The 20113-nt window shown below is 62.7% G+C and carries 19 protein-coding genes; 9 read left to right on the top strand and 10 right to left on the bottom strand.

Annotated elements, in window-relative coordinates; all coding sequences use genetic code 11:
* Positions 1-6: 6 nt before the first annotated feature.
* Positions 7-981, bottom strand: coding sequence for a TauD/TfdA family dioxygenase (locus ACQR1Y_RS24310; RefSeq protein ID WP_434878503.1), 975 nt, complete (start codon positions 979-981; stop codon positions 7-9).
* Between the two features lie 533 nt (positions 982-1514).
* On the opposite strand from ACQR1Y_RS24310, the gene ACQR1Y_RS24305 reads away from it, so the two are divergent.
* The gene (locus tag ACQR1Y_RS24305) at positions 1515-2552 is read left to right on the top strand and encodes a thioesterase II family protein (protein WP_434894320.1); all 1038 of its coding nucleotides are present in this window, start codon (positions 1515-1517) and stop codon (positions 2550-2552) included.
* Between the two features lie 196 nt (positions 2553-2748).
* Here the strand turns inward: ACQR1Y_RS24305 and ACQR1Y_RS24300 are convergent, their stop codons facing one another.
* Positions 2749-4497: an ABC transporter ATP-binding protein gene (locus ACQR1Y_RS24300; protein WP_434878501.1), complete on the bottom strand. Its 1749-nt coding sequence runs from the start codon at positions 4495-4497 to the stop codon at positions 2749-2751.
* Positions 4498-4924: 427 nt separating this feature from the next.
* Here ACQR1Y_RS24300 and ACQR1Y_RS24295 point away from each other — a divergent pair, with 427 nt between their 5' ends.
* Positions 4925-5227, top strand: a complete 303-nt coding sequence (locus ACQR1Y_RS24295) for a hypothetical protein (RefSeq protein WP_434878500.1) — start codon at positions 4925-4927, stop codon at positions 5225-5227.
* Here ACQR1Y_RS24295 and ACQR1Y_RS24290 read toward each other — a convergent pair.
* From ACQR1Y_RS24290 to ACQR1Y_RS24280, 3 genes are read right to left on the bottom strand one after another with little or no spacing between them, the layout of a single operon-like run.
* Positions 5211-5897, bottom strand: a complete 687-nt coding sequence (locus tag ACQR1Y_RS24290) for a hypothetical protein (protein ID WP_434878499.1) — start codon at positions 5895-5897, stop codon at positions 5211-5213. The genes ACQR1Y_RS24295 and ACQR1Y_RS24290 overlap by 17 nt on opposite strands.
* A gap of 2 nt (positions 5898-5899) precedes the next feature.
* Positions 5900-6502, bottom strand: coding sequence for a hypothetical protein (locus ACQR1Y_RS24285; protein WP_434878498.1), 603 nt, complete (start codon positions 6500-6502; stop codon positions 5900-5902).
* 48 nt (positions 6503-6550) lie between these two features.
* On the bottom strand, positions 6551-6727 hold the full coding sequence (locus ACQR1Y_RS24280) for a hypothetical protein (RefSeq protein ID WP_434878497.1): 177 nt from the start codon (positions 6725-6727) through the stop codon (positions 6551-6553).
* 152 nt (positions 6728-6879) lie between these two features.
* Here ACQR1Y_RS24280 and ACQR1Y_RS24275 point away from each other — a divergent pair, with 152 nt between their 5' ends.
* From ACQR1Y_RS24275 to ACQR1Y_RS24255, 5 genes are all read left to right on the top strand, one after another.
* The gene (locus tag ACQR1Y_RS24275) at positions 6880-7200 is read left to right on the top strand and encodes a hypothetical protein (RefSeq protein ID WP_434860046.1); all 321 of its coding nucleotides are present in this window, start codon (positions 6880-6882) and stop codon (positions 7198-7200) included.
* A 586-nt stretch (positions 7201-7786) separates the two neighbouring features.
* On the top strand, positions 7787-8827 hold the full coding sequence (locus ACQR1Y_RS24270) for a phosphatase PAP2 family protein (protein ID WP_434878496.1): 1041 nt from the start codon (positions 7787-7789) through the stop codon (positions 8825-8827).
* A gap of 377 nt (positions 8828-9204) precedes the next feature.
* Positions 9205-10347 (top strand): OpgC domain-containing protein, encoded by a 1143-nt coding sequence (locus tag ACQR1Y_RS24265; RefSeq protein ID WP_434878495.1) that lies wholly within the window; start codon positions 9205-9207, stop codon positions 10345-10347.
* Positions 10348-10429: 82 nt separating this feature from the next.
* Positions 10430-11587, top strand: coding sequence for a Na+/H+ antiporter NhaA (nhaA, locus tag ACQR1Y_RS24260; RefSeq protein WP_434878523.1), 1158 nt, complete (start codon positions 10430-10432; stop codon positions 11585-11587).
* Positions 11588-11821: 234 nt separating this feature from the next.
* Positions 11822-12022: a hypothetical protein gene (locus ACQR1Y_RS24255; protein ID WP_434860043.1), complete on the top strand. Its 201-nt coding sequence runs from the start codon at positions 11822-11824 to the stop codon at positions 12020-12022.
* A gap of 101 nt (positions 12023-12123) precedes the next feature.
* On the opposite strand, the gene ACQR1Y_RS24250 is transcribed toward ACQR1Y_RS24255, so the two are convergent.
* Both ACQR1Y_RS24250 and ACQR1Y_RS24245 read right to left on the bottom strand, forming a co-directional pair.
* The gene (locus ACQR1Y_RS24250; protein WP_434860042.1) at positions 12124-12639 is read right to left on the bottom strand and encodes a hypothetical protein; all 516 of its coding nucleotides are present in this window, start codon (positions 12637-12639) and stop codon (positions 12124-12126) included.
* Between the two features lie 135 nt (positions 12640-12774).
* Positions 12775-14322, bottom strand: a complete 1548-nt coding sequence (locus tag ACQR1Y_RS24245) for an acetolactate synthase large subunit (RefSeq protein WP_434878494.1) — start codon at positions 14320-14322, stop codon at positions 12775-12777.
* A 279-nt stretch (positions 14323-14601) separates the two neighbouring features.
* On the opposite strand from ACQR1Y_RS24245, the gene ACQR1Y_RS24240 reads away from it, so the two are divergent.
* Positions 14602-15174, top strand: a complete 573-nt coding sequence (locus tag ACQR1Y_RS24240) for a L,D-transpeptidase (protein ID WP_434860040.1) — start codon at positions 14602-14604, stop codon at positions 15172-15174.
* A 128-nt stretch (positions 15175-15302) separates the two neighbouring features.
* On the top strand, positions 15303-16046 hold the full coding sequence (locus ACQR1Y_RS24235) for a DUF2927 domain-containing protein (RefSeq protein ID WP_434878522.1): 744 nt from the start codon (positions 15303-15305) through the stop codon (positions 16044-16046).
* Positions 16047-16269: 223 nt separating this feature from the next.
* Here ACQR1Y_RS24235 and ACQR1Y_RS24230 read toward each other — a convergent pair whose 3' ends face one another.
* The 3 genes from ACQR1Y_RS24230 to ACQR1Y_RS24220 all read right to left on the bottom strand — a co-directional run bounded on the left by ACQR1Y_RS24230 (position 16270) and on the right by ACQR1Y_RS24220 (position 19911).
* Positions 16270-17430, bottom strand: a complete 1161-nt coding sequence (locus ACQR1Y_RS24230) for a M48 family metallopeptidase (RefSeq protein WP_434878493.1) — start codon at positions 17428-17430, stop codon at positions 16270-16272.
* Positions 17405-18526 carry a DUF898 family protein gene (locus ACQR1Y_RS24225; RefSeq protein ID WP_434878521.1) on the bottom strand — a complete coding sequence of 374 codons (1122 nt, stop codon included), beginning with the start codon at positions 18524-18526 and terminating at the stop codon, positions 17405-17407. The genes ACQR1Y_RS24230 and ACQR1Y_RS24225 overlap by 26 nt, the downstream gene beginning before the upstream one ends.
* A gap of 212 nt (positions 18527-18738) precedes the next feature.
* On the bottom strand, positions 18739-19911 hold the full coding sequence (locus ACQR1Y_RS24220; RefSeq protein WP_434878492.1) for an isovaleryl-CoA dehydrogenase: 1173 nt from the start codon (positions 19909-19911) through the stop codon (positions 18739-18741).
* Positions 19912-20113: the final 202 nt, after the last annotated feature.

Below are 20113 nucleotides of genomic sequence, written 5' to 3'. Positions count from 1 at the left end.
TTCGGGCTATCGCGATTTGGAGTAAGCATCGCAGAGCGACGCCAGGATCAGTCTTTCTCCCGTAAAGGGCTCGCGGCCGTGTGCCACCTGCATGTTGTCGACCAGGAGGACGTCGCCCTGTTGCCAGTCGAAATGCACCTTTTCAGCATCGAAGGCAGCTCTGATCTCGGCGAGTTGGGCGGACGGAATCTCGCTGCCATCGCCGAAGCACGCGTGCCGTGGCAGGTCCTCGAGTCCGAAGGTCTCTACGAGCGCATCAGCCGTCTCACTGCCCAGGCTCGAGACATGAAACAAGTGGGCCTGGTTGAAGAAGATGGCCTGATCCAGCCGATGATGGCGCGCGACGCCCTGCGCGAGCTGCCGCGTTCGCAGACGCTCGCCGTCCACCCATTCGAAGTCGACTTCCAACCGCCGACAAATGAGCTCCACCTCTTCGGGTGAGTCCGTCTGAAAAACGTTGCGCCAGCTCAGATCAAGCCCCTCATGATAGTTACGGAGGTAGGCGACCCCTTTCGTCCTGAAACTGTCGAAACAAGCCGGTGAAATTCGGCTCGTCACAGCAACCATGTCAGCCAGCGGCGTCTGCCCACCGGTCTGAGGGGCGCGCGCGCAGGCAAACAGGAGCTTCGTCGGCCAATCGCGCTGGTACGCATTTTCGCAATGCATCGGAATCGTATGCATCGCCGGATACTCGGAGGCGGTATAGGTGGCGCCTCCAAGCTTCTCTCGTGGTGTCGAACGATATTCGTACGCCAGCGCCTCGTTGGCGAGCGCCTCGATGACGACCTCGAAGCGTTCGACCGCGTCGATCGAGAAGCCACGGAACAGGATCGCTCCATGCTGCAAGAGCAGATGGTCGACGGCTGCGCGATTGGCCCGCAGAAACGGGCCGGCCTCGAGGCCATTTCTCACCGGCCGTACGACCAGCGGCAGACGGCCATCCACGCGCAATGGCTGCGCGGTCACGTCAGATCGATCCAACAAGAGGGCCTCCTTCCAAACGATCCCCTCCGCCGCTCCCGTGATCCGGACGCGAAACGCGAATTCATCGAGGCACGCGTCCAAGCTTGAGCCCAGAGCGCAATCGTTCGCCGCGCCGATCGTCGATCAGGCGCCTACGGAGACGATGAAATCTGCGATGGATGTCAGGAGCCTTGCGGCAGCAAGCTACGAAGTGCGTGAAAACTAGCGCGGCCCGGACAAGCTGATTTCGACCGAGGCTGCCGGAGTCGGTTCGACCGCAGACAGCATCTGTCGACTTGGTTCAATCGCCGAGCATTGCTGAGAACTGAAACAACAGTTGACCATGTCCCCTCCCGGAATTCGGCGATGATCCGCTTTGGACGGAAGTGGTAGCCTGAAACCAATTTTAACCGCAACACCACGCGCAACGACGCGTCCGCAGGGCACCTCCGCCCTTTCCAGATTCTCCTGAGATCGGTCGCCACCGCTCCCATTGGCCCAGATCAAACTTTCCCGAAATGCCGCGTTCCTGACCGCGTCATCGAAAATTGATGCAACCGCGCCACTCTCGAACAATTAGTGCAACGCCTCATACGTTCGCGAGAGTCGAGAACGGAGAGGGCCGCTCTCACGCCTGTTGGATGTCGTGTCCAGGCATGGTCACAATGATGACTTTCACTCGTCACCATGATGCGCCGAAGGACCCCTGGCTGAGCCGGATATCATGCAGTTTCACCGCGCGTCCCTTCAAAGACTCTTTTTGTCGTCGGACCGGCGCTGTAGAGGATCTATTGCAACTGGATGCCATGTCCCGCGCCGAGACTTACTCTGTGACAGATACAAACGACACGCCATGGATTGTAAAGTGGCGAAGCACCTCAGCAGGACGCGCGACGCTTTTGGCATTTCCGCACGCCGGGGGGACGGCATCGATGGCACGCCGATGGACTGATCATCTGCCGGGCTGGTGCAACGTCTGGGCAATCCAGTATCCCGGACGCGACGGGCGTTTCGCCGAAGTACCGTTAGATCGAGCCGAGCCGCTCGCCGACGCCATCACCACGGCCGTCATTCCCAATCTACGCGGTCCGGTCTGCTTCTTCGGTCATTCCCTGGGCGCACTGATGGCTTTCCTCGTCGCTCAACGGCTGATGACTGCCTCGCATTCCGCCCCACATCACCTGATCGTCTCGGGACGGCGCGCACCGCATCTGCCCGATCCGCAAGCCCCCTCGCACGGCCTGCCCGAGCCCGAGTTTATCGCGCGTCTCCGGAGACTGAACGGCACGCCTCCTGAAGTCTTCCATCATGTCGGACTGCTGGAGCTCTTGCTGCCAATGCTGCGCGCCGATTTCGCAGCGAGCGAGACCTATCGCTACAAGCCGGGTCCGAAGCTGTCATGTCCGGTCACGGTCTTCGGCGGCATCCGTGATCCGTTGACGACGCCACACGATCTCCGCGCATGGGCCACACATGCCCCAGAGCGCACGGGCACGCACATGTTCGATGGCGACCACTTTTTTATCCGTTCGGCTGAGAAGGACGTTCTGGCACACATCGCTGCGATCGTGACCCGAATGGTGGCTTAGCTGCGACCAAGATCGGCATTTCGCTCACACGCGCGAGCTGCGAGATCATTGCCATGGTCACTATCAATCGATGGGTCTGGTCGCATGGCCGCTTCGGTCGCCTAAGCGCAAGATGACAATCGACGCCTTGACATGCTCCGAAAGTGATAACCCACAGAAACGCGCGGCAACGGCTGACGAGCGAACCCTGCACGGCTCAGCAGGTCGCTTCGCCGGTCACGCGCGCAAAGAAATCGCTTCGAGATCGCAGTTCATCATACGTACCATATCCTTCTATGCGGCCGTCGTGAACCACGATCACCGCATCGCCCATCACCATGGCGCTGGGTCGATGCGTCACCATCAGGATCGTTGCCCCCGCGAATGATCCGAGAATCTGGTCGATCACCCAGCGTTCGGTCACCACGTCGAGAGAGGACATCCCCTCATCGATCACCACAATATCGGGGGCGCGCAGGAACAATCTCGCAAGAGCAAGCCTCTGTCGCTGGCCGCCCGAGATCGTGGCACCGCGATCACCGAGAGGCGTCTCCAGGCCAGCGGGCAATCTGCTCAAGAAGTCGCCTAGCCCAGCGCGGTCGAGCGCGGATCGTAACTCCTGATCGGAAGCCGACGGGCGTGCAATCAGCAGATTGAACCTGAGCGTATCCTTGAACAGGAACACGTCCTGAGAAACGCATCCCACGCGCTCATTCAAGGTCCGCACGTCAAAGGCTGCAATATCGTGCCCGAACACCCGGATTGCCCCGCGGTCGGGCGGGTACTGCCTCGTCAAGGCCTTGACGACCGAACTCTTACCTGCGCCGCTTGGTCCCGTTATGACAACGCGCTGGCCTGGCAACACAGTAAAGCTGACATCGTTCAGGGCGGCAGTCTGTGCGCCGGGATAGGTCAATGATACATGCTCGAATTCGATCGCGGGATATGGCGAGGCAGACACGGTCGTTGGAGCGGGCCTGACCAGTTGAGCCGGAGCGCCTGACAGCTTTTCGATGAATTGTCCGAACGTCGCGAGCGACCGATTGATCTCGGAGAACATGTTACCGAGAGTCTCAATCGGAGAAAGAAGCGTCAGTGCGTATGTGCCGACAAGCACGAGATTCCCGACCGAGCGACCTTCCTGAACCACATCGTACAGAGCAAGCATAAAGGAGGCACCAAAGAGTCCGACGAAGAGCAGCGCATTCACAAGCTGCATCCGGACGCTGACGTTCCAATAGGCGGTCTGCGCATCTCGATCTTCATCGAGCGCCTTGCGGTACCTTGCGAGCAGAAGGTCGTACCCGTTGAATTGGCGCGCGACTTGAATGTTGGCAATCGAATCCACCAGCGTCGCATAGGTCCTTCGGCCGGCGACCATTGATCCGGTCTTGAGCGCACCGAGCTTTCGACCGTGGACACGATGGTTCGCCATGAACAGCACGACATAGACCGCGATCAATGTTGCCATGATGACGTTTCGGTTGGCCGCAAGCACGGCCATGGCGACACCGATCTGCACCAGCGGGGCGACCACAGAGGACGAGACGCTTCGTATGATGATGTAAAGATCGTTCGACGCCTGCGCGATTTCCTGGCTCAGTTCGCCTGAATTTCGCTTTGAAAAAAAACCATCTGATTGCTCGCAAAGATAGTCGAAGTATCCTGCAAGCAGCGAGCTGTTGGCATTGAGCCGCAATGTGCTCTGGAGCTGCAGCACAAGAACTCCGATGATTCTCGGCAGAGCGATCGCGGCCAGATATCCGAATACCAGAAAGGCGGTGTACCAGCCTGAGCCGAACCTTGCTTGCAGCAGGTCATCTGTCAGTCGGCCGAGAAGAAGAGGTGACATCGCCAAGCATCCTGACGCGATCACCACACACAGCACGGTCACCACAATCATACGGCGTTCCCTGAGCCGGAGGTGGTGGGACATCCACACCGACAGCTTGATCCACTCCTTCATGACGAGAACACCTCACGGGACTGCGGCTTGCTGACGCCATGGACCGTCGACCTCGCAGTCGTCTGGAGGAACAACGGAGCCCACGCGCCAGATCCAGCGGCCCTCCGTCCAGCACAGCGAGATGCCAAACAGATCGCGACCGACGGCATTGCTGGGAGCAGGCCGGCCATTCGCTTCGGGCGCCGCCCAGGTCGAAGCCGCGACCAAGCAGCATAGATCAGCCCACAATCGATCCACGATCCCAAAGACAGGCCCGGGCTCCTCCGGCCGTTCGGTCGATAGCTCGATGGTTAACCTGGCCACGATCTGGATAGCAACGATCGGTCCATCTGCGCAGGCAATCCTTGCCAGAACAGGGCCGGCCCCCCTCCATCCTCTCCCGAACTCTCGGGCAAGATCTCCTCCTTTGCGCGCTCAATATTCCCGAATGACCATCATTCAAGCTTGGGGGTGCGTGGACAGGGCCCATTTATCACGCTCGATATTTTTCTCCGACAAGACGCCTGCTGCGCGCATGAAAGGGGCCGAGCCGTCCAAGGAGACACTGACCGCGCTGGTCGCCTATGTCCGATCACTTCCAAACCCGACGAACTGGCAGCTCAATGAGGATGGAACACCGTCGTCCGCTGCCACACCTTCGGTACAGCGTGGCTTTGCGCTGTTCATCGGCGATGGTGGCGTACAGCCGGAGCAGAGAGGGCGACGGTGTCGGCTCAGTTGGCTCGCCTGACATAGATCTCGACGTCGCGGACCGTATCGGCGAGGCGATAATCTCTGAGCAGGTCATCGAGTTCGGGGCTGTCATGAAGCCACCTGCCCCACGGTCCCGTCATGTTGTCGACAAGAACGACGGTCGGATTCGAACGCCGGAAATCCTCAATCATCCATCGTCGTTCCCGCTGCGAGTAAGCATCGACGATGGCCAGGGTCTGAGTATCGCAGAGGCCGCTTTCGCGGGCGTAGTCTTCATAGCTCGCGACCAGCAGGCTTTGCTGACGTGAGGCCCAGACTGCGGCAACGGACCGGATCAGCGGGTGCGCGAGCCCGCCGTTGCCGGAGATCGCAAGCATGGTCGGATGTTCCAGGCCGAGCCTGGCGATGGCGGGCCGTAGAAAGCTTGCATCGAGCGCATGATTGAACCAGGAGACGGTGGGCAGAACGAGGGCGATTGCCGCCGCCGCTCTTGCAAGTCTTGACAGGGAGACGATCGGCCCTGCCGCCGGTGAGCTCAGCGCGAAGCCCAGGCTGAGCCAGGCGAACGCCAGCATTGGGTAGGAATGATACGGCCAGCCCTTCCGCTGCAGCAAGTAGACGACGAAGAATGCGACTGACGTCACGAGCAGGAGTTGGAGTACCGGTTCCAGCTCCTTGCCGCGCTTCGGTAGCAGCGCCGCAGCCAAGGTCAGGATCCACAGCGTTGGGCCGGCTTCATCAGAATCAGGCTCAGGGGCAATCCGATTGAATAGACGTCTCGGACCAGCGGCAGCATGTCGGTGAAGTATTCGGGGAAGAACAGCACGGTGCTGGCGCCATAGACCGCCACGACGGCAACGGCCACGAGGCTCTCCCCTGAGACCAGTATTCGCGACGATTTCAGATGGGCTGCCGCGAAGCAGATGACGCCGGCAACTGCAAGAGCGAAATGCGGCTTGAAGCATAGGGCAAGGCCCATGCCGACGCCAGCGACCCAGATGGCCCATGGTGGTGGCAACTCGCGGCGAAGGCGCATCGCCATGACCGCAATGAACGGCATCAGTTCGATCACCGCGATATGCTCGCGCTGCCCGAAGGACTGTAGCGGCAACAAGGCCAGCGCAACAATGGCCGTGATCGCCATGCCCCATCCATGGCCACGAGCAAATACGGTCGACCGTCGCAGGATCATCGTGCTGGCGGCAAGGGAGACGGCGATGGCCAGGAACACCAATACGTCCAGGACGAACTCCGGCGGAAGGCTGAGTTTGCGCCCTATCAGGAGGGCAGGGACATAGACCTGCACCGCCATGGGAGGATTGGTCTCGAGAATCTCCGAATAGAGGCGCTGACCGTCCAGCTAACGTTCACCGGCGATCAGCAGCCAGCTTACGTCGCTATTTCCTGGCGTCATGTGGCGCAGCAGGATTGCCGCGCCGAAAAGCCCTGCGACGACCGCCCAACCTATCGCCGTTGAATTTGAGGCGGCGTTCACCCTCTGGAAGTGGCCGCGGTCAGCAGCGAGGTGCAGCGTCATGGTACCCTCCCGTAGATCTACGGAACCGCACCTAGACACCATTAACGGATTGCCTGTTTTTATCCCGACAATCTATGGTTTATCTCCTACGCGAGGGCCGCTTTGGCTCAGAGCAGCAGATTTCCCGTTTCGCTACTCACTGAGCGAGGTCAATGATCCCCTTTCGCAAGGCGACATCGGAACGTCGGGTTCGTCTCCGCGTCTCCGCCCTGGAGCCACTTTTCCCTGACCGCACCCGCCTTGAGGTTCAACTGCTTGGTGCAGCGAAGCATTTCGGTCATACCCACCGGCTCGCTGGCCAGCTGATGTGCAATCTGGTTCGGATCGACGGCAACCTGGTGAAACCGCAGCAACAATGTCAGGCAGTCACGCCCTGTATCTCTCTGCCCGCCATCGACCGGCACTACTTCAAGTCGTACCTGTATCAGGCAGACGGGAAACATTCTGACAAGAGCCGGCCACCTTCTTTCTAAGGTGGCCGGGAACGTAGCAAAATCGTCATCGAGACCTCCGCCTCGGAGCTCCTGCCAAGCGGACAAGTCGGGATTCGAGGAATTGCGCTGTCAAATCCGATGCGTTGAATTGAACTCTCGCGTGTGCGAGTCATCTCCAAGCGCGTCGTTCCCTTTGGTTGCCCGATGCCATCCGATGGCCATGGACGGATAAAGATGACGGAAATTACGGGAATTCCCATCGTTCGGGTCTGCAGTGGAAACCCTGCTGAGGGCTTTGCGCGCGAAATCCGAAACCCGTCACTGTCTCGTGCTGCGAACGATGTTCGTTCGCGATTGTCCCGCTCACGGTGCAGGATGACGAAGTTGCCGCAGCGCTCCACTTTGAGCACAGCCGCGATTGTCTTTCGGCGAACACGGAGATAGCCGCCTATCTCTCCGCTGCGAACCACACAACCCGCAGTCGCACACAGAGACGGTATTTTAAGCATCACATCAAAGGTATTGGTGTATTTCACTCGTTGAGGTTGATTTTGCGGTCACGAGCGCCGTAACAAGGCACCGACGGATACAAAACGCAATCAATCAAGACGTGAGGCGGACGACCATGTCGGAGACCGCGAGCGCTAGCCTTTTGCCTGCTTACATCCGAAGCCGGATATCAGTGGTCAAGAGCGCTCTGTTCGACTCTCGCCGCGCCCATGAGGCAGCAACAGCCTGGGCGGTCTTCCAAATCAACTGGGTGATCACAGCGGCTTTCTGGATCGCGTTCGGACTATGTCTGCTCGTTACAGACTTTCGCGCCGAACCGATGAGCTACCTTGTCGTCCTGTCGATCTCCGCCATCTACGGTTATATCGGCTACGCCAACGCACGATCATCTCAGCGAGCGAAGCCCTGGATCTTTTCCCTTCTCACTGGGATCTCCCAATCCATCCTGGCCTCGGTCGTTTTGGCATCCTTATCCTACATTGCGACAGCTGCAAATCTGCGGCTCCAGGACGCCAACTTACTCGCGATCGATGAGCTGCTAGGCTATGACTTCCGTAGCTTCTTGGGCTACGTCAACGGCCGTCCGTGGATCATCACGATCTTGGCGTTTGGCTATCGATCGATCTCGTTGACGATCTTCGTCATCGTCCTCGCATTGCCCTTATCCGGCAATTATCGTCGGCTCGCGGAATTCAATCTCGCGTCAAGTCTGGCACTAGCGACGACTTGCTGCATCACTCTCTTGGTTCCGGCTATTGGCGTCTACCATGCTTTGGGCTTATTCCCCTCTGACTACCCGAACATCGTTCCGCAAGCCTTCTACGACTCAGCGCATGGAATGATTCTTGTGCGTGACGGAACATTGCGTCTGTTGGATCCAAGGTCCCTCGCCGGCATCGTGACATTCCCGAGCTATCATGCCGCCGCCGCAGTGCTCGACTGCTGGGCTTTGTGGCCGGTTCGCTGGCTTCGTCCGTTCAATGCCTTCACAAATGGCGCGATGTTGCTTTCAACGCCCATTGGCGGCGGTCACTACCTTGTCGACGTGATTGCCGGCATAATCATTGCGATCGTGACCATTCTCGCCGCGCGGTCCATCGCCTGCAGGCAATCGGATCGTATCAAGGCGGCCAGCTTGGGCGGCTACAGTAGCTGAGGCTCACGCCTCCGCTGGCGATCAGCGCTTTGCATCCCAGATCCGGCGGGCGGGCTGAACGAATGCGGCTCGCGGAGTAAGCCGTGCAAGAAGGCAGGATCTATTATTCTCAACGGATACTCATTGGGAGTTGCCATCTGGCAGCACGGCGGCGATTTGCCTGAAGCACTCAGCTCTTTTCATCACTTCGTTCACTGGTGGCGCGACACTGGCCGGGATGTCTGCCTGAGAGGACGCCCACCGGCGAGCAACACGGCCGATGCGTCCCATCGCCGCGCATCTTGCGCTGGCCAAACTCCCTTCCCATCCATGACATCGAAATCGCTCGGCGCGCGCTGGTGGCGGAACATGCGGTTCGCTGTTGCGGGGGAGGCACCGTGGGGACCCAACGTGATCTGCGCCTGGACGTCTTCCGCGGACTCGCGTTGTGGCTGATCTTTCTCGACCACATCCCCTCGACGATCGCCAACTCCTTCACGCTGAGGAATTTCGGGTTCAGCGACGCGACCGAGATCTTCGTCTTCATCTCAGGCTATACGGCTGCATTGGTTTACGGGACCGCGATGAGCCGGCAGGGCTTACTGGTCGCGAGCGCACGTATCGTGCGCCGCACGTGGCAGATCTACGTGGCTCACATCTTTCTGATCTGCGTCTATCTGGCGCAGATCGCCTTCGTCGCTCGGAATTTCGAGAACGCGCTGTACTCCGAGGAGATGGGCGTCTTCGAGTTCCTTCGCGAGCCTGACGTCACGTTGATCCAGGCGCTGTTGCTGATGTTCAAGCCGGCGAACATGGACGTGCTGCCGCTGTACATCGCGCTGTTGGCGGCGTTTGCTCCGCTGCTCTGGCTCATGCTCCGGTGGCCGCTGGTCGCCCTTCTCGGCAGCATCGCGATCTATGCCGCGGCCCGAATGATCGATCTCAACCTGCCGGCCTATCCCAGCGGTCACTGGGTGTTCAACCCGTTTGCCTGGCAGCTCCTGTTCAATTTCGGCGCCTGGTGCGCCCTCGGCGGCGCCGATCGGTTGCGCAAGCTCATCCTCTCCGACCTCGCTTTGGCCGCCGCTGCCATCACCCTCGTGATCTCGCTGGCGATCGTCGTCACCTGGCACGTCCCCGCATGGACCATCCTGGTGCCGCGATGGCTCGCGGAGTGGATGTATCCGATCGACAAAGCGGGTCTCGATCCATTGCGGATCATGCACTTTCTGGCACTGGCGGTGTTCGTGGTGCGCCTTGTGCCGCATGGGACACCCGGCTTGCGTTCGCCCTATCTTCGCCCGCTGGTGCTTTGCGGCCAGCATTCGCTCGAGATCTTCTGTCTCGGCGTCCTGCTCTCATTCGCAGCGCACTTCATCATCATGGAAGCTCACGGCGGCGTCGCCCTGCAGCTGCTCGTGAGTCTCGCCGGGATCATACTGATGACATCGGCCGCCAAGATCATGAGCTGGTTCAAGCATATCGATGATCGAAGCCGCGACGCGAGACCGACAAGCGCCGGCGCGACAGGAAGTTCCTGACGAGAGCCCGCAGCGATTGGCCGCATCCGCATCGCTGCTACATGGTTTGATCCGACTGCCCGCGGCGGGCATAGATCATCTGATGTTCTCATTGTCTCAATGGTTGAAGCACCATGTGGCCAGTCAAGCGGGCGCCGGCGTCATCCTGATGATCGCGGCCACCGCCGCGCTGATCATCGCCAACTCCCCGGCATCAGATCTCTACTTCGGCACGCTCCAGCACTACGTCGCGGGTCTTTCCGTCCTGCACTGGATCAACGACGCTCTCATGGCGGTGTTCTTTCTGCTCGTCGGGCTGGAGATCAAGCGCGAGTTCCTGACGGGACAGCTTTCGAGCTGGCCGCGTAGGACGCTCCCGGCGTTTGCGGCGGCAGGCGGAATGGCTGTTCCCGCGCTCTTCTACGTCGGCTTCAACCTGGACGATGCCGAGACGATCCGCGGATGGGCGATACCGACGGCCACCGACATCGCGTTCGCTCTCGGAGCACTGGCGCTGCTCGGCTCGCGCGTGCCGGCATCGCTCAAGGTGTTCCTGACAGCACTCGCCATTCTGGACGACCTCGCGGCGGTCACGGTCATTGCGGTGTTCTACACCGATCATCTTCTCCTCGGATGGCTCGCTGCGGCAGCAGCCATCATCTTGATGCTGCTGATCCCGAATCGAGCCGGGGTTGCCAGGTTGTGGGTCTACTTGATCCCTGGCGCCGTCCTCTGGTTTGCCACGCTGCAGTCCGGCGTCCACGCCACCTTGGCAGGCGTCGCACTCGCACTGACCATTCCTGCCTCGGGAGCCGGGCCGTCGCCGCTGCTCCGGCTGGAGCATGCGATCCAGCCGTGGGTCTCGTTCGCGATCCTGCCTGTCTTCGCCTTCGCGAATGCTGGCGTCTCTCTCGCCGGCATGGCCTGGGTGGTGCTGAAGGAGCCCGTGACGATCGGCATCGTGACCGGCCTGTTCCTGGGCAAGCAGATCGGCGTGTTTGCCGCGACATGGTTGGCCATTCGCCTTGGGCTGGCTGACCGGCCTGACGGAACGGCCTGGCACCAGATCTACGGGGTGTCCGTCCTCTGCGGCATCGGCTTCACCATGAGCCTGTTCATCGGCCTGCTCGCATTTCCCAGCGCCGAGACGCTTCAGAACGAGGTGAAGGTCGGCGTGATGCTGGGATCTCTGATGTCCGGACTACTCGGCATGGCGCTGCTGAGTCTGCCTGCGAGGCGTGCCGCCATAGCTGCGACGTAGCTTCGTATCAGTCGGGATCGCCGCCACCCGGCCATTTTGACCTCGCTCGCTTGCGCATGGGGTCCCTGCGCCCAGCACATTCGCCACAGAATGCGCCCGCCGCAGCCAGCGGGGGCGGCGCAAACGGGCAATTGCAGGGCGGAACTCTCACGTTTTCCTGACTCGTGCGTCAGAACGCCGCGGCTCGAATCCCCCTATGGTCCGCACCGTTTCCAACCCACGGAGGTTTTCCGCATGCGTAAACTGATCATCGCCACCGCCGCCCTCGCCTTCGTCTCGTCGGCTGCTCTTGCCCAGTCGACCGAGAAGCCGATGACGACCACCGGCCAGGCGGCCAAGGGCGGCGACGCCATGGGCGGAGGCGACGACATGAAGATGAGCAAGACGAAGAAGAAGGCGGCCAAGAAGTCGTCTGGCGACGCCATGTCGAAATAGGCGATGGCGGCGCCTGTCCGCAGGCCCGCCTCCTCGTCACGAGATCGGGCCGCTCCTTTCAGGGGCGGCCCTTGTTCATGGGGAACGGGGACCGACGCACCTCAGCCCGGGGCCAGCCCCATCTGCTGCAGCCGGCCCGCAAACCAGGCCGACAGCACGGGATCGATCCGGGCGCCGACATAGACCTCCGGCGTGATCACACCGCGGCGGTCGAGGATCACCAGGACGCCGATCCAATAGGCAAACCACAGATGCGGGTCGGTCAGCGCCATCAGCTTGTGGCGGTCATGCGCGAGCGGCTGATGATTGCTGGCCTTGCGGACCTCGATGGCCAGCAGATTGTCGGGGACGGCGCGCTTGTGCACGACGATGTCAGGATAGATCGATTTGCCCAGTTCGTCGTCGGTCGAGACGATCGAGCCGCGCGGCAGCAGCATGGTGCGGTCGTCGAGCCGGTTGTAGTCGCAATCGACGTCCCAGCCGAGGAAGTTGCGTTCCAGATGCACGGCCAGCCGGTGCGTCAGGGCGCGCTCACCGAGATCACGGTCGAGGATGAAGCGCTCGCGCGCATAGAACTCCTGCAGCGCGGAGATCAACCGGTTCAATTCGCTGTGCATGCCGCCCAAACAGAACAAACGATGGAGACGTCACCATCAACACGCGATCGCGTTGAGTCGCCAACCTAAAAAGCGGCGATGACGCTGCCATCGGCCGGCGGCCGATTTGCGGCCGCCGGGTCGTGGGCGAGGCGCTTACATCTGCACTTCGATCAGGCGCGGGCCGTATTCGGCATTCGCTTCCGCCAGCGCGGCGTTGAACTCGTCCGCCGTGGTGACCGCGCGGCCGGGGACGCCCATGCCCTTGGCCATCGCGACGAAGTCGAGCGTCGGGCGGTCGATCTTCAGCATGTCCTGGGCGCGCTGGCCCGGCTGGCCGGCGCCGACGCCGTCGAACTCTCCGCGCAGGATCTGGTAGATCTTGTTGGCGAACACCACGGTGACGACGTTGAGGTTCTCGCGCGCCTGGGTCCACAGCGACTGGATCGTGTACATCGCGCTGCCGTCGCCGACGAGGCACATCACCTTGCGGTCCGGGCAGGCCACCGCGGCGCCGGTCGCGACGGGGGTCGAGAAGCCGATCGAGCCGCCCATGTTCTGCAGCCAGTCATGCGGCTTCGCTGCCGCCGTCGGCGGGAAGAAGCCGCGGCCGGTGGTGATGGATTCGTCAACCACGATCGCATTCTCGGGGATCGCATAGGCGATGGCCTGGGCGATGGTGGTGTGGTTCAGCGCGCCGGTCGGCTTGATCAGCTCAGTGAGCGCCTGCGGCTTCACGTCAGCCGCCTTGGCGCCGAGATGGCCGGCGAGCGCTTCCAGCGCCGCGGCCGAGTTCTCGCCCCAGGCGGTCATGCGGTGCACCTCGGTGCCCTCGGCCTTGAGCATGCTCGGCTTGTTCGGATAGGCGAAGAAGGCGACGGGGTCGTTGGCCTCGACCAGCACGATGTGCTTGTAGTTCTTCAGGATCGGCAGCGCCTGCTCGATCACATAGGGAATGCGGTCGATCGAGAACCGGCCGGCGCCGCGCGCCATGCGCGGATGATAGGTCTGGCCCATCACGCGGCAGCCGGTCTTGCCGGCGATCTGCTGGGCAAAGGTCAGCGCCTGCTCGGTCAGCGCGCCCGCGGTCATCAGCACCAGCGTGTCCGGGCCGTGGGCGTGCAGGATCTTCGCGGCCTTCTCGACCGCGTCGGCCGAGTAGCTCGGGCGCTGGGCGTCAGCGGGAACCTGGGCGATGCCGTCGGCCTCGTTCCAGGCGGTGTCGGCGGGCAGGATCAGCGTGGCGATCTGCGGCGGCGCGCTCTTGGCGGCGGCGATCGCGGCGGCGCCGTCGGCGGCCACCGCCTTGGCGCTCGGCGAGGTCCGCACCCAGTCGGACATCGGACGGGCCAAGCCTTCGATGTCCGAGGTCAGCGGGGCGTTGAAGCCGATGTGATAAGTGGCGTGCTGGCCGACGATGTTGACGATGCCCGAGCGCGCCTTCTTGGCGTTGTGCAGATTGGCGAGGCCGTTGGCGAGGCCCGGGCCGAGATGGAGCAGCGTCGAGGCCGGCGTGCCCTTCATGCGGAAATAGCCGTCGGCGGCGCCGGTCACCACGCCCTCGAACAGGCCGAGCACGCAGCGCATGCCCTCGACCCGGTCGAGCGCTGCGACGAAATGCATCTCGGACGTGCCCGGATTGGTAAAGCAGACGTCAACGCCCCCCGCGACCAAAGTCCGCACCAGGCTTTCCGCACCGTTCATCATTCGCTCCCGCTGTATCCGCGCCGTATTCAAAAGCTTAAGGCAGATCAATCATTGTTCGCTGGCCCCGTCAAAGGGCGCAGCCGCATTGCTGCCATCACGGCCCTGCTCATACGCGGACTTTGCTAACAGGGTATTGGGCTCCGACCATGCGCCGCGCCGTGGGATTTGGGCCACGGATCGGCTTCACATGGCGGCCTCACGCCGCCGTGGGTTGCGAATTGCAACCGTTTATGGCCTGTCTGCGAACGGAATTCGATTGTTTGCCAGGGGATGGAAATGAAGCAGTCTATTGCTTTGGGAATTGCTGCAGTCGCGTTGATGGCCAGCGCCGGCCTGGCGCGGGCGGAAATGTTCGACACCAGGGACATCTTCGGTGGCGGGCCGAACTTCTACCAGGGCGGCGTCAGCCCGATTCCGCGCGAGACCGTCATGTTCCAGAGCCAGTATGCGCCTGGCACGATCGTCGTGAACACCTCCGAGCGCCGGCTCTATCTGGTGCTGCAGGGCGGCCAGGCGTTGCGCTATGGCATCGGCGTCGGCCGCGACGGGTTCCGCTGGAGCGGCGTCCACCGCATCACCGCCAAGAAGGAATGGCCGGCCTGGACCCCGCCGGCGCAGATGCTCCGCCGCCGCCCCGATTTGCCGCGCCACATGGCCGGCGGCATCGAGAACCCGCTCGGTGCGCGGGCGATGTATCTCGGCTCGACGCTGTACCGAATCCACGGCTCCAACGAACCGGAGACGATCGGCCAGGCGGTGTCGTCGGGCTGCTTCCGCATGACCAATGACGACGTCGCCGATCTCTATGATCGGGTCTCGGTCGGCACCACCGTGATCGTCAAGAACTGAGAGCCTGATCGATCGGGATGATATCGCAAGGCCTCAGCGTCCGTTCTCGCCAGGAGCAGCGCCGCTCCTGGCGCCGCCTGCCGAGGACGGCGCTTGCGCTGACCGCGGCGGCGGTCGCGCTCGTGACCATGACGATCCCATTGCCGGCCTCGACCGCCGAGGTTCCAGCCATCGCCGCGCGCCAGCGCGCCGAGAAGAAGAGCTTCACCGACGCCGAGATCATCGACGGCTTCTTCAAGACCGCGTTCGGCGCGGAGTATCACCTCGCCGGCCGCGTCGACCGGATCAGGAAGTACAGCGCGCCGGTGCGGGTGTTCGCGGACGGCCGCCGCCCCGACCGCAAGGCGCAGCTCGCCAAGGTCGTCGGCGACATCGCCACGCGCATCCGCCATCTCGACATCGCGATGACCGAGAGCGACGGCGACGCCAATGTCCGCGTCAAGCTGGTGCGCGACCGCGACCTCTACCACACCATCAGCCTGGCCTATGGCAGCGAGCGCGCCCGCGAGATCAAGACCTCGCTCGACCCGCAATGCCTGTCCGGCTTCCGCAAGAACGACGCGTTCGAGATCGAGCATTCCGACGTCATCCTGACCGTCGACAATGGCGACTTCGTCTTCCTCGACTGCGCCTATGAGGAGCTCTTGCAGTCGCTCGGGCCGATCAACGACACCTCCAGCGTGCCGTGGACGATGTTCAACGACAACGTCTCGATGGGCTATTTCGACGTCTACGACCAGTACATCCTCAACCTGCTCTACGACCCCCGGGTCAAGGCCGGCATGACGTTGGCCGAAGTCAAGGCGGTGCTGCCGGACGTGCTGACGGACGTCCGGGCGTGGGTGAAGAAGACCAACAATCTGGCGGAGTGAGGCGGCGGCGCCGCCTTCTCACCAGAAGTGCCGTCGCTCAACGTGTCATCGCTCAACCCGCGTCGAAGCTGATGCGCACCGCTCTCACCCCGTCATTGCGAGCGCAGCGAAGCAATCCAGGGCGACGTGCGGGACTCTGGATTGCTTCGCTGCGCTCGCAATGACGGATGAGAGACTGTCGATCGTCCCAACCAATCGCGCGTAAGGCGCATGAACGCGACGGCTACCTGCAGATCCCCTTCAGCGCCTTCCACTCCTCCGCGCTGAGCAGCGGCGGGCCGCTGGCGGGGCGGTCGGCGGCGCGCATGCGGGCGAGGCGGTCCTCGGTCAGCGGGTGGCTCGCCCACAGCGACGGGCGCTTGCCGTCCTCCTTGCCGGTGATCCGGAACATCAGCTCGCCCATCGGCCGCGTCGGCCGGCCGAGCTTGTGCATGACGTCGATCGCAAAACTGTCGGCAGCCTCCTCGGCCTCGCGCGAATAGGACGCGTTGATCATGGCGCGCGAGGCGAAGATCGCCGCGCCCGCGCCGGTGATGTCGCCGAACAGGAGCCCGATCAGGAACGAGCTCGATCCGTTGTGAATCAGCTGCCGCAGGTTGTCGCGATGCTTCAGATGGCCGAGCTCATGCGCCAGCACGCCCGCGACCTCGTCGGGATCGTTCGATTTGTCGAGCAGCCCGCGAAACAGGAAGAAGCGCCCGCCCGGCAGCGCGAACGCATTGGGGATCGGCGTATCCAGCACCTGCGATGCGATGCTGTCGTCGAGATCCGCAGGCCGGCGCAGCGCCGTCACCAGCTTGGCAAAGGCCGCCTGCCCCGCCGTCTGGTTGCACGCCTTGTCGCCGAACAGCGCGTGGATCTGCACCACGGCGGCCTCGCCGAGATGTTTCTCCATGGCCGGCGGAACCAGCGGCGTCAGCCGTTCGGCGGCGAACGGCAACACGACCAGAACGATGGCGACGATCGAGGCCGCGGCCGCCAGCGACCAGCCGATGATCCGCGCGATGCCGCCGCGCGTGAGCAGGTTCTGGTCGATCTGGCTGCAGCGCGCGATCAGTTCGGCCGCCAGCGCCGTGTCGCGAATCTCGAGCCGCGCCAGCGGCGAGGCCGACAGGCAGCTGACGCGCAGCGTGCCACTGGGGCCGTCGACGCGGCGGATGTCCTGATAGGGCCAGGACACGAAATTATCGGGACTGCGCATCACCAGCTGATTGGCAAAGCCGATCGTGACGTTCTGGCGCCGGTTCGACAGTCCGTCGAAATAGGTTGCGGGACCGCCGGACGGAGCGGTCGACCCGACGGGCGGCACCTCGGCCACGGGCGGCGCCTCGGCATCGCCGGCGGGGCCGAGCGCGGGATCAGAATCCTGCGACGTCGAGTCCATCGGCAAACCCCTCGCCGAGCGCGCTGGCCAGATCGCCCTTGGCGGCGACATCAGCCATGGCCTCGATGCCATGAATCTGGATCGACTCGAGCACCGTCGCCCACATGTCGCGCACCAGATAGAGGCGCGTCACGACGTTGAGCGCCAGGATCCAGATGATGTAGCCGATCCCCATCAGCACCATCATCGGGATGTTGTTGGACAGGTCCTGCGGGTTGGCGTCCGGCCCGAGCCACTTGAACACCAGGACCGCAACACCGGCGAAATAGAGGATCGAGGCGATCGACAACAGCGTCCACCAGCCGATCACCTTCCAGTAGAGGCCGAAAAACGCATTTCCCGGCAGGTGAGACTCAAGACGGACGCCGCCAAAGCGGATGCCCGACACCCACCAGCGCCACTCGATCGCTTTGAACTGCGCGTAGACGAACGGAAACAGCGGAAACAAGGCCAGCGCAAACGGCGCGATCAGCCACAGATACCAGGCCTGCTTGAAGAACGCCCAGCCCCGGCCCTCGAAGTCACCGCTGAGATTGCCGTAATGCGAGTGCCGCATCTTGTAGCGCTCGAGCGCGGCGGCCCGCCATGGCCAGGCCAGCCCCAGCGTCAGCACGGTCAGCAGCGTCCACAGCATGGCGCGCCCGGCATAGGCCCAGCCCGACCCATCCATCCAGAACCGGATGCCGCGCCAGACCGTGCGCGTCAGCCGGTAGCGCCGCGCGCGGAAGATCGCGAACTGGCCGAAGGCATAGAAGGCGATCACCAGCGGCACGCTGGCAAAGCCCTGATAGCGTTCGGCCTCGACGCCGATCAGGAAATAGGCAAGGTAGATCGGCACCAGGATCGCCATCGCGAACAGGAAGCCGATCAGGAGCTCCTTGCCGCGCCCGGTATATTCGGCGGCATCGCCGTCGACGGCGGTGTTGACCCAGAGATGCCGCCGGATATCGGTGGCCAGCCAGAACCGGTAGAACCCCAGCGTAATCAGTTCGATCGCGGCGCCGCGGCTCACCAGCCGGAAGAATTCACCACGGCTGCCCGAGAACGCTGCCGTCAAAGGGGGAAGCGGCGGAGGCTGCTCCGGAACGAAACTCATCTGGTTCACGGCTTACGCCTCCGACACACGCAATGACATAAAAATATGCCCGATACGCCTCGTCTGTTGGTCGCGGGCGCGACTCCGAGGTTCGACGTATTTTGCACGCAAGTGGGCCGGAAAAAAGCTCCGGCCGCAGCATGCTTGAAGAAATATCGGCACCTGACCGGTTGGCGAACGCGCCGCTCGCGCCTGCCGGAGCGGCTCGCGATTCAGGACGTCTTCTCGAACAATTCCCGGCCGATCAGCATGCGGCGGATCTCGCTGGTGCCGGCGCCGATCTCGTAGAGCTTTGCGTCGCGCAGCAGCCGTCCGGTGGCATAATCGTTGATGTAGCCGTTGCCGCCGAGCAGCTGGATCGCGTCGAGCGCGCACTGAGTCGCATTCTCTGCTGCAAATAGAATGGCGCCGGCGGCATCCTCGCGCGTGGTCTCGCCGCGATCGCAGGCCTTGGCCACCGCGTAGACATAGGCGCGCGCCGCGTTCATCGTCGTGTACATGTCGGCGACCTTGCCCTGCACGAGCTGGAAGGTGCCGATCGGCTGGCCGAACTGCTTGCGCTCATGCACGTAAGGAAGCACCACGTCCATGCAGGCCTGCATGATTCCGAGTGGACCGGCCGCGAGCACGGCGCGCTCGTAGTCGAGGCCGCTCATCAGCACGTTCACGCCGCGGCCGACCTGCCCCAGCACGTTCTCCTCCGGCACCTCGCAATCCTCGAACACCAGCTCGCAGGTGTCGGAGCCGCGCATGCCGAGCTTGTCGAGCTTCTGCGCGGTCGAGAATCCCTTCATGCCCTTCTCGATCAGGAAGGCGGTGATGCCACGCGGCCCGCCTTGCGGATCGGTCTTGGCGTAGACCACCAGCGTCTCGGCGACGGGACCATTGGTGATCCACATCTTGTTGCCGTTGAGGACGAAGCGGTCGCCCTTCTTGTCAGCGCGCGTCTTCATCGAGACGACGTCGGAGCCGGCCTGCGGTTCGGACATCGCGAGCGAGCCGACATGCTCGCCGGAGATCAGCTTGGGCAGATATTTCTGCTTTTGCGCCTCGTTGCCGTTGCGGCGGATCTGGTTGACGCAGAGGTTGGAGTGCGCGCCATAGGACAGGCCAACCGAGGCCGAGGCGCGCGAGATCTCCTCCATGGCGATGCAGTGCTCGAGATAGCCGAGACCGGCACCACCATACTCCTCCTCGACGGTGATGCCGTGCAGGCCGAGCTCGCCGAGCTTCGGCCAGAGGTCGCGCGGAAACTGGTTGGAGCGGTCGATCTCGGCCGCGCGCGGCGCGATCTGCTCCTGGGAAAAGCTGGCCACCGTCTCGCGGATCGCGTCCGCCGTCTCGCCGAGATCGAAATTGAACATGCGCTGCGCGTTGGCGATCATGGGGCGGCCTCCTGCTCTTCTTCTGCTTTGCAACAATCGCCAAAGCCATATTCCGTGACGTGACGCTTGTCACGCCCCACCTCGGACCGAACAGCAGCCTCGCGACGCAAGACCCGTCCGGGCGGCCCCGTCAAACTCCGCGCTTGCCCAGCGCTCCCGGGCAGGATGTAATCGCGCCAAACATCGCCGGACAGAAGAATCC

The sequence above is a fragment of the Bradyrhizobium sp. HKCCYLRH3099 genome, assembly GCF_051167855.1.
GTDB lineage: Bacteria > Pseudomonadota > Alphaproteobacteria > Rhizobiales > Xanthobacteraceae > Bradyrhizobium.
This window is presented reverse-complemented; position numbering and strand designations above follow the sequence as displayed.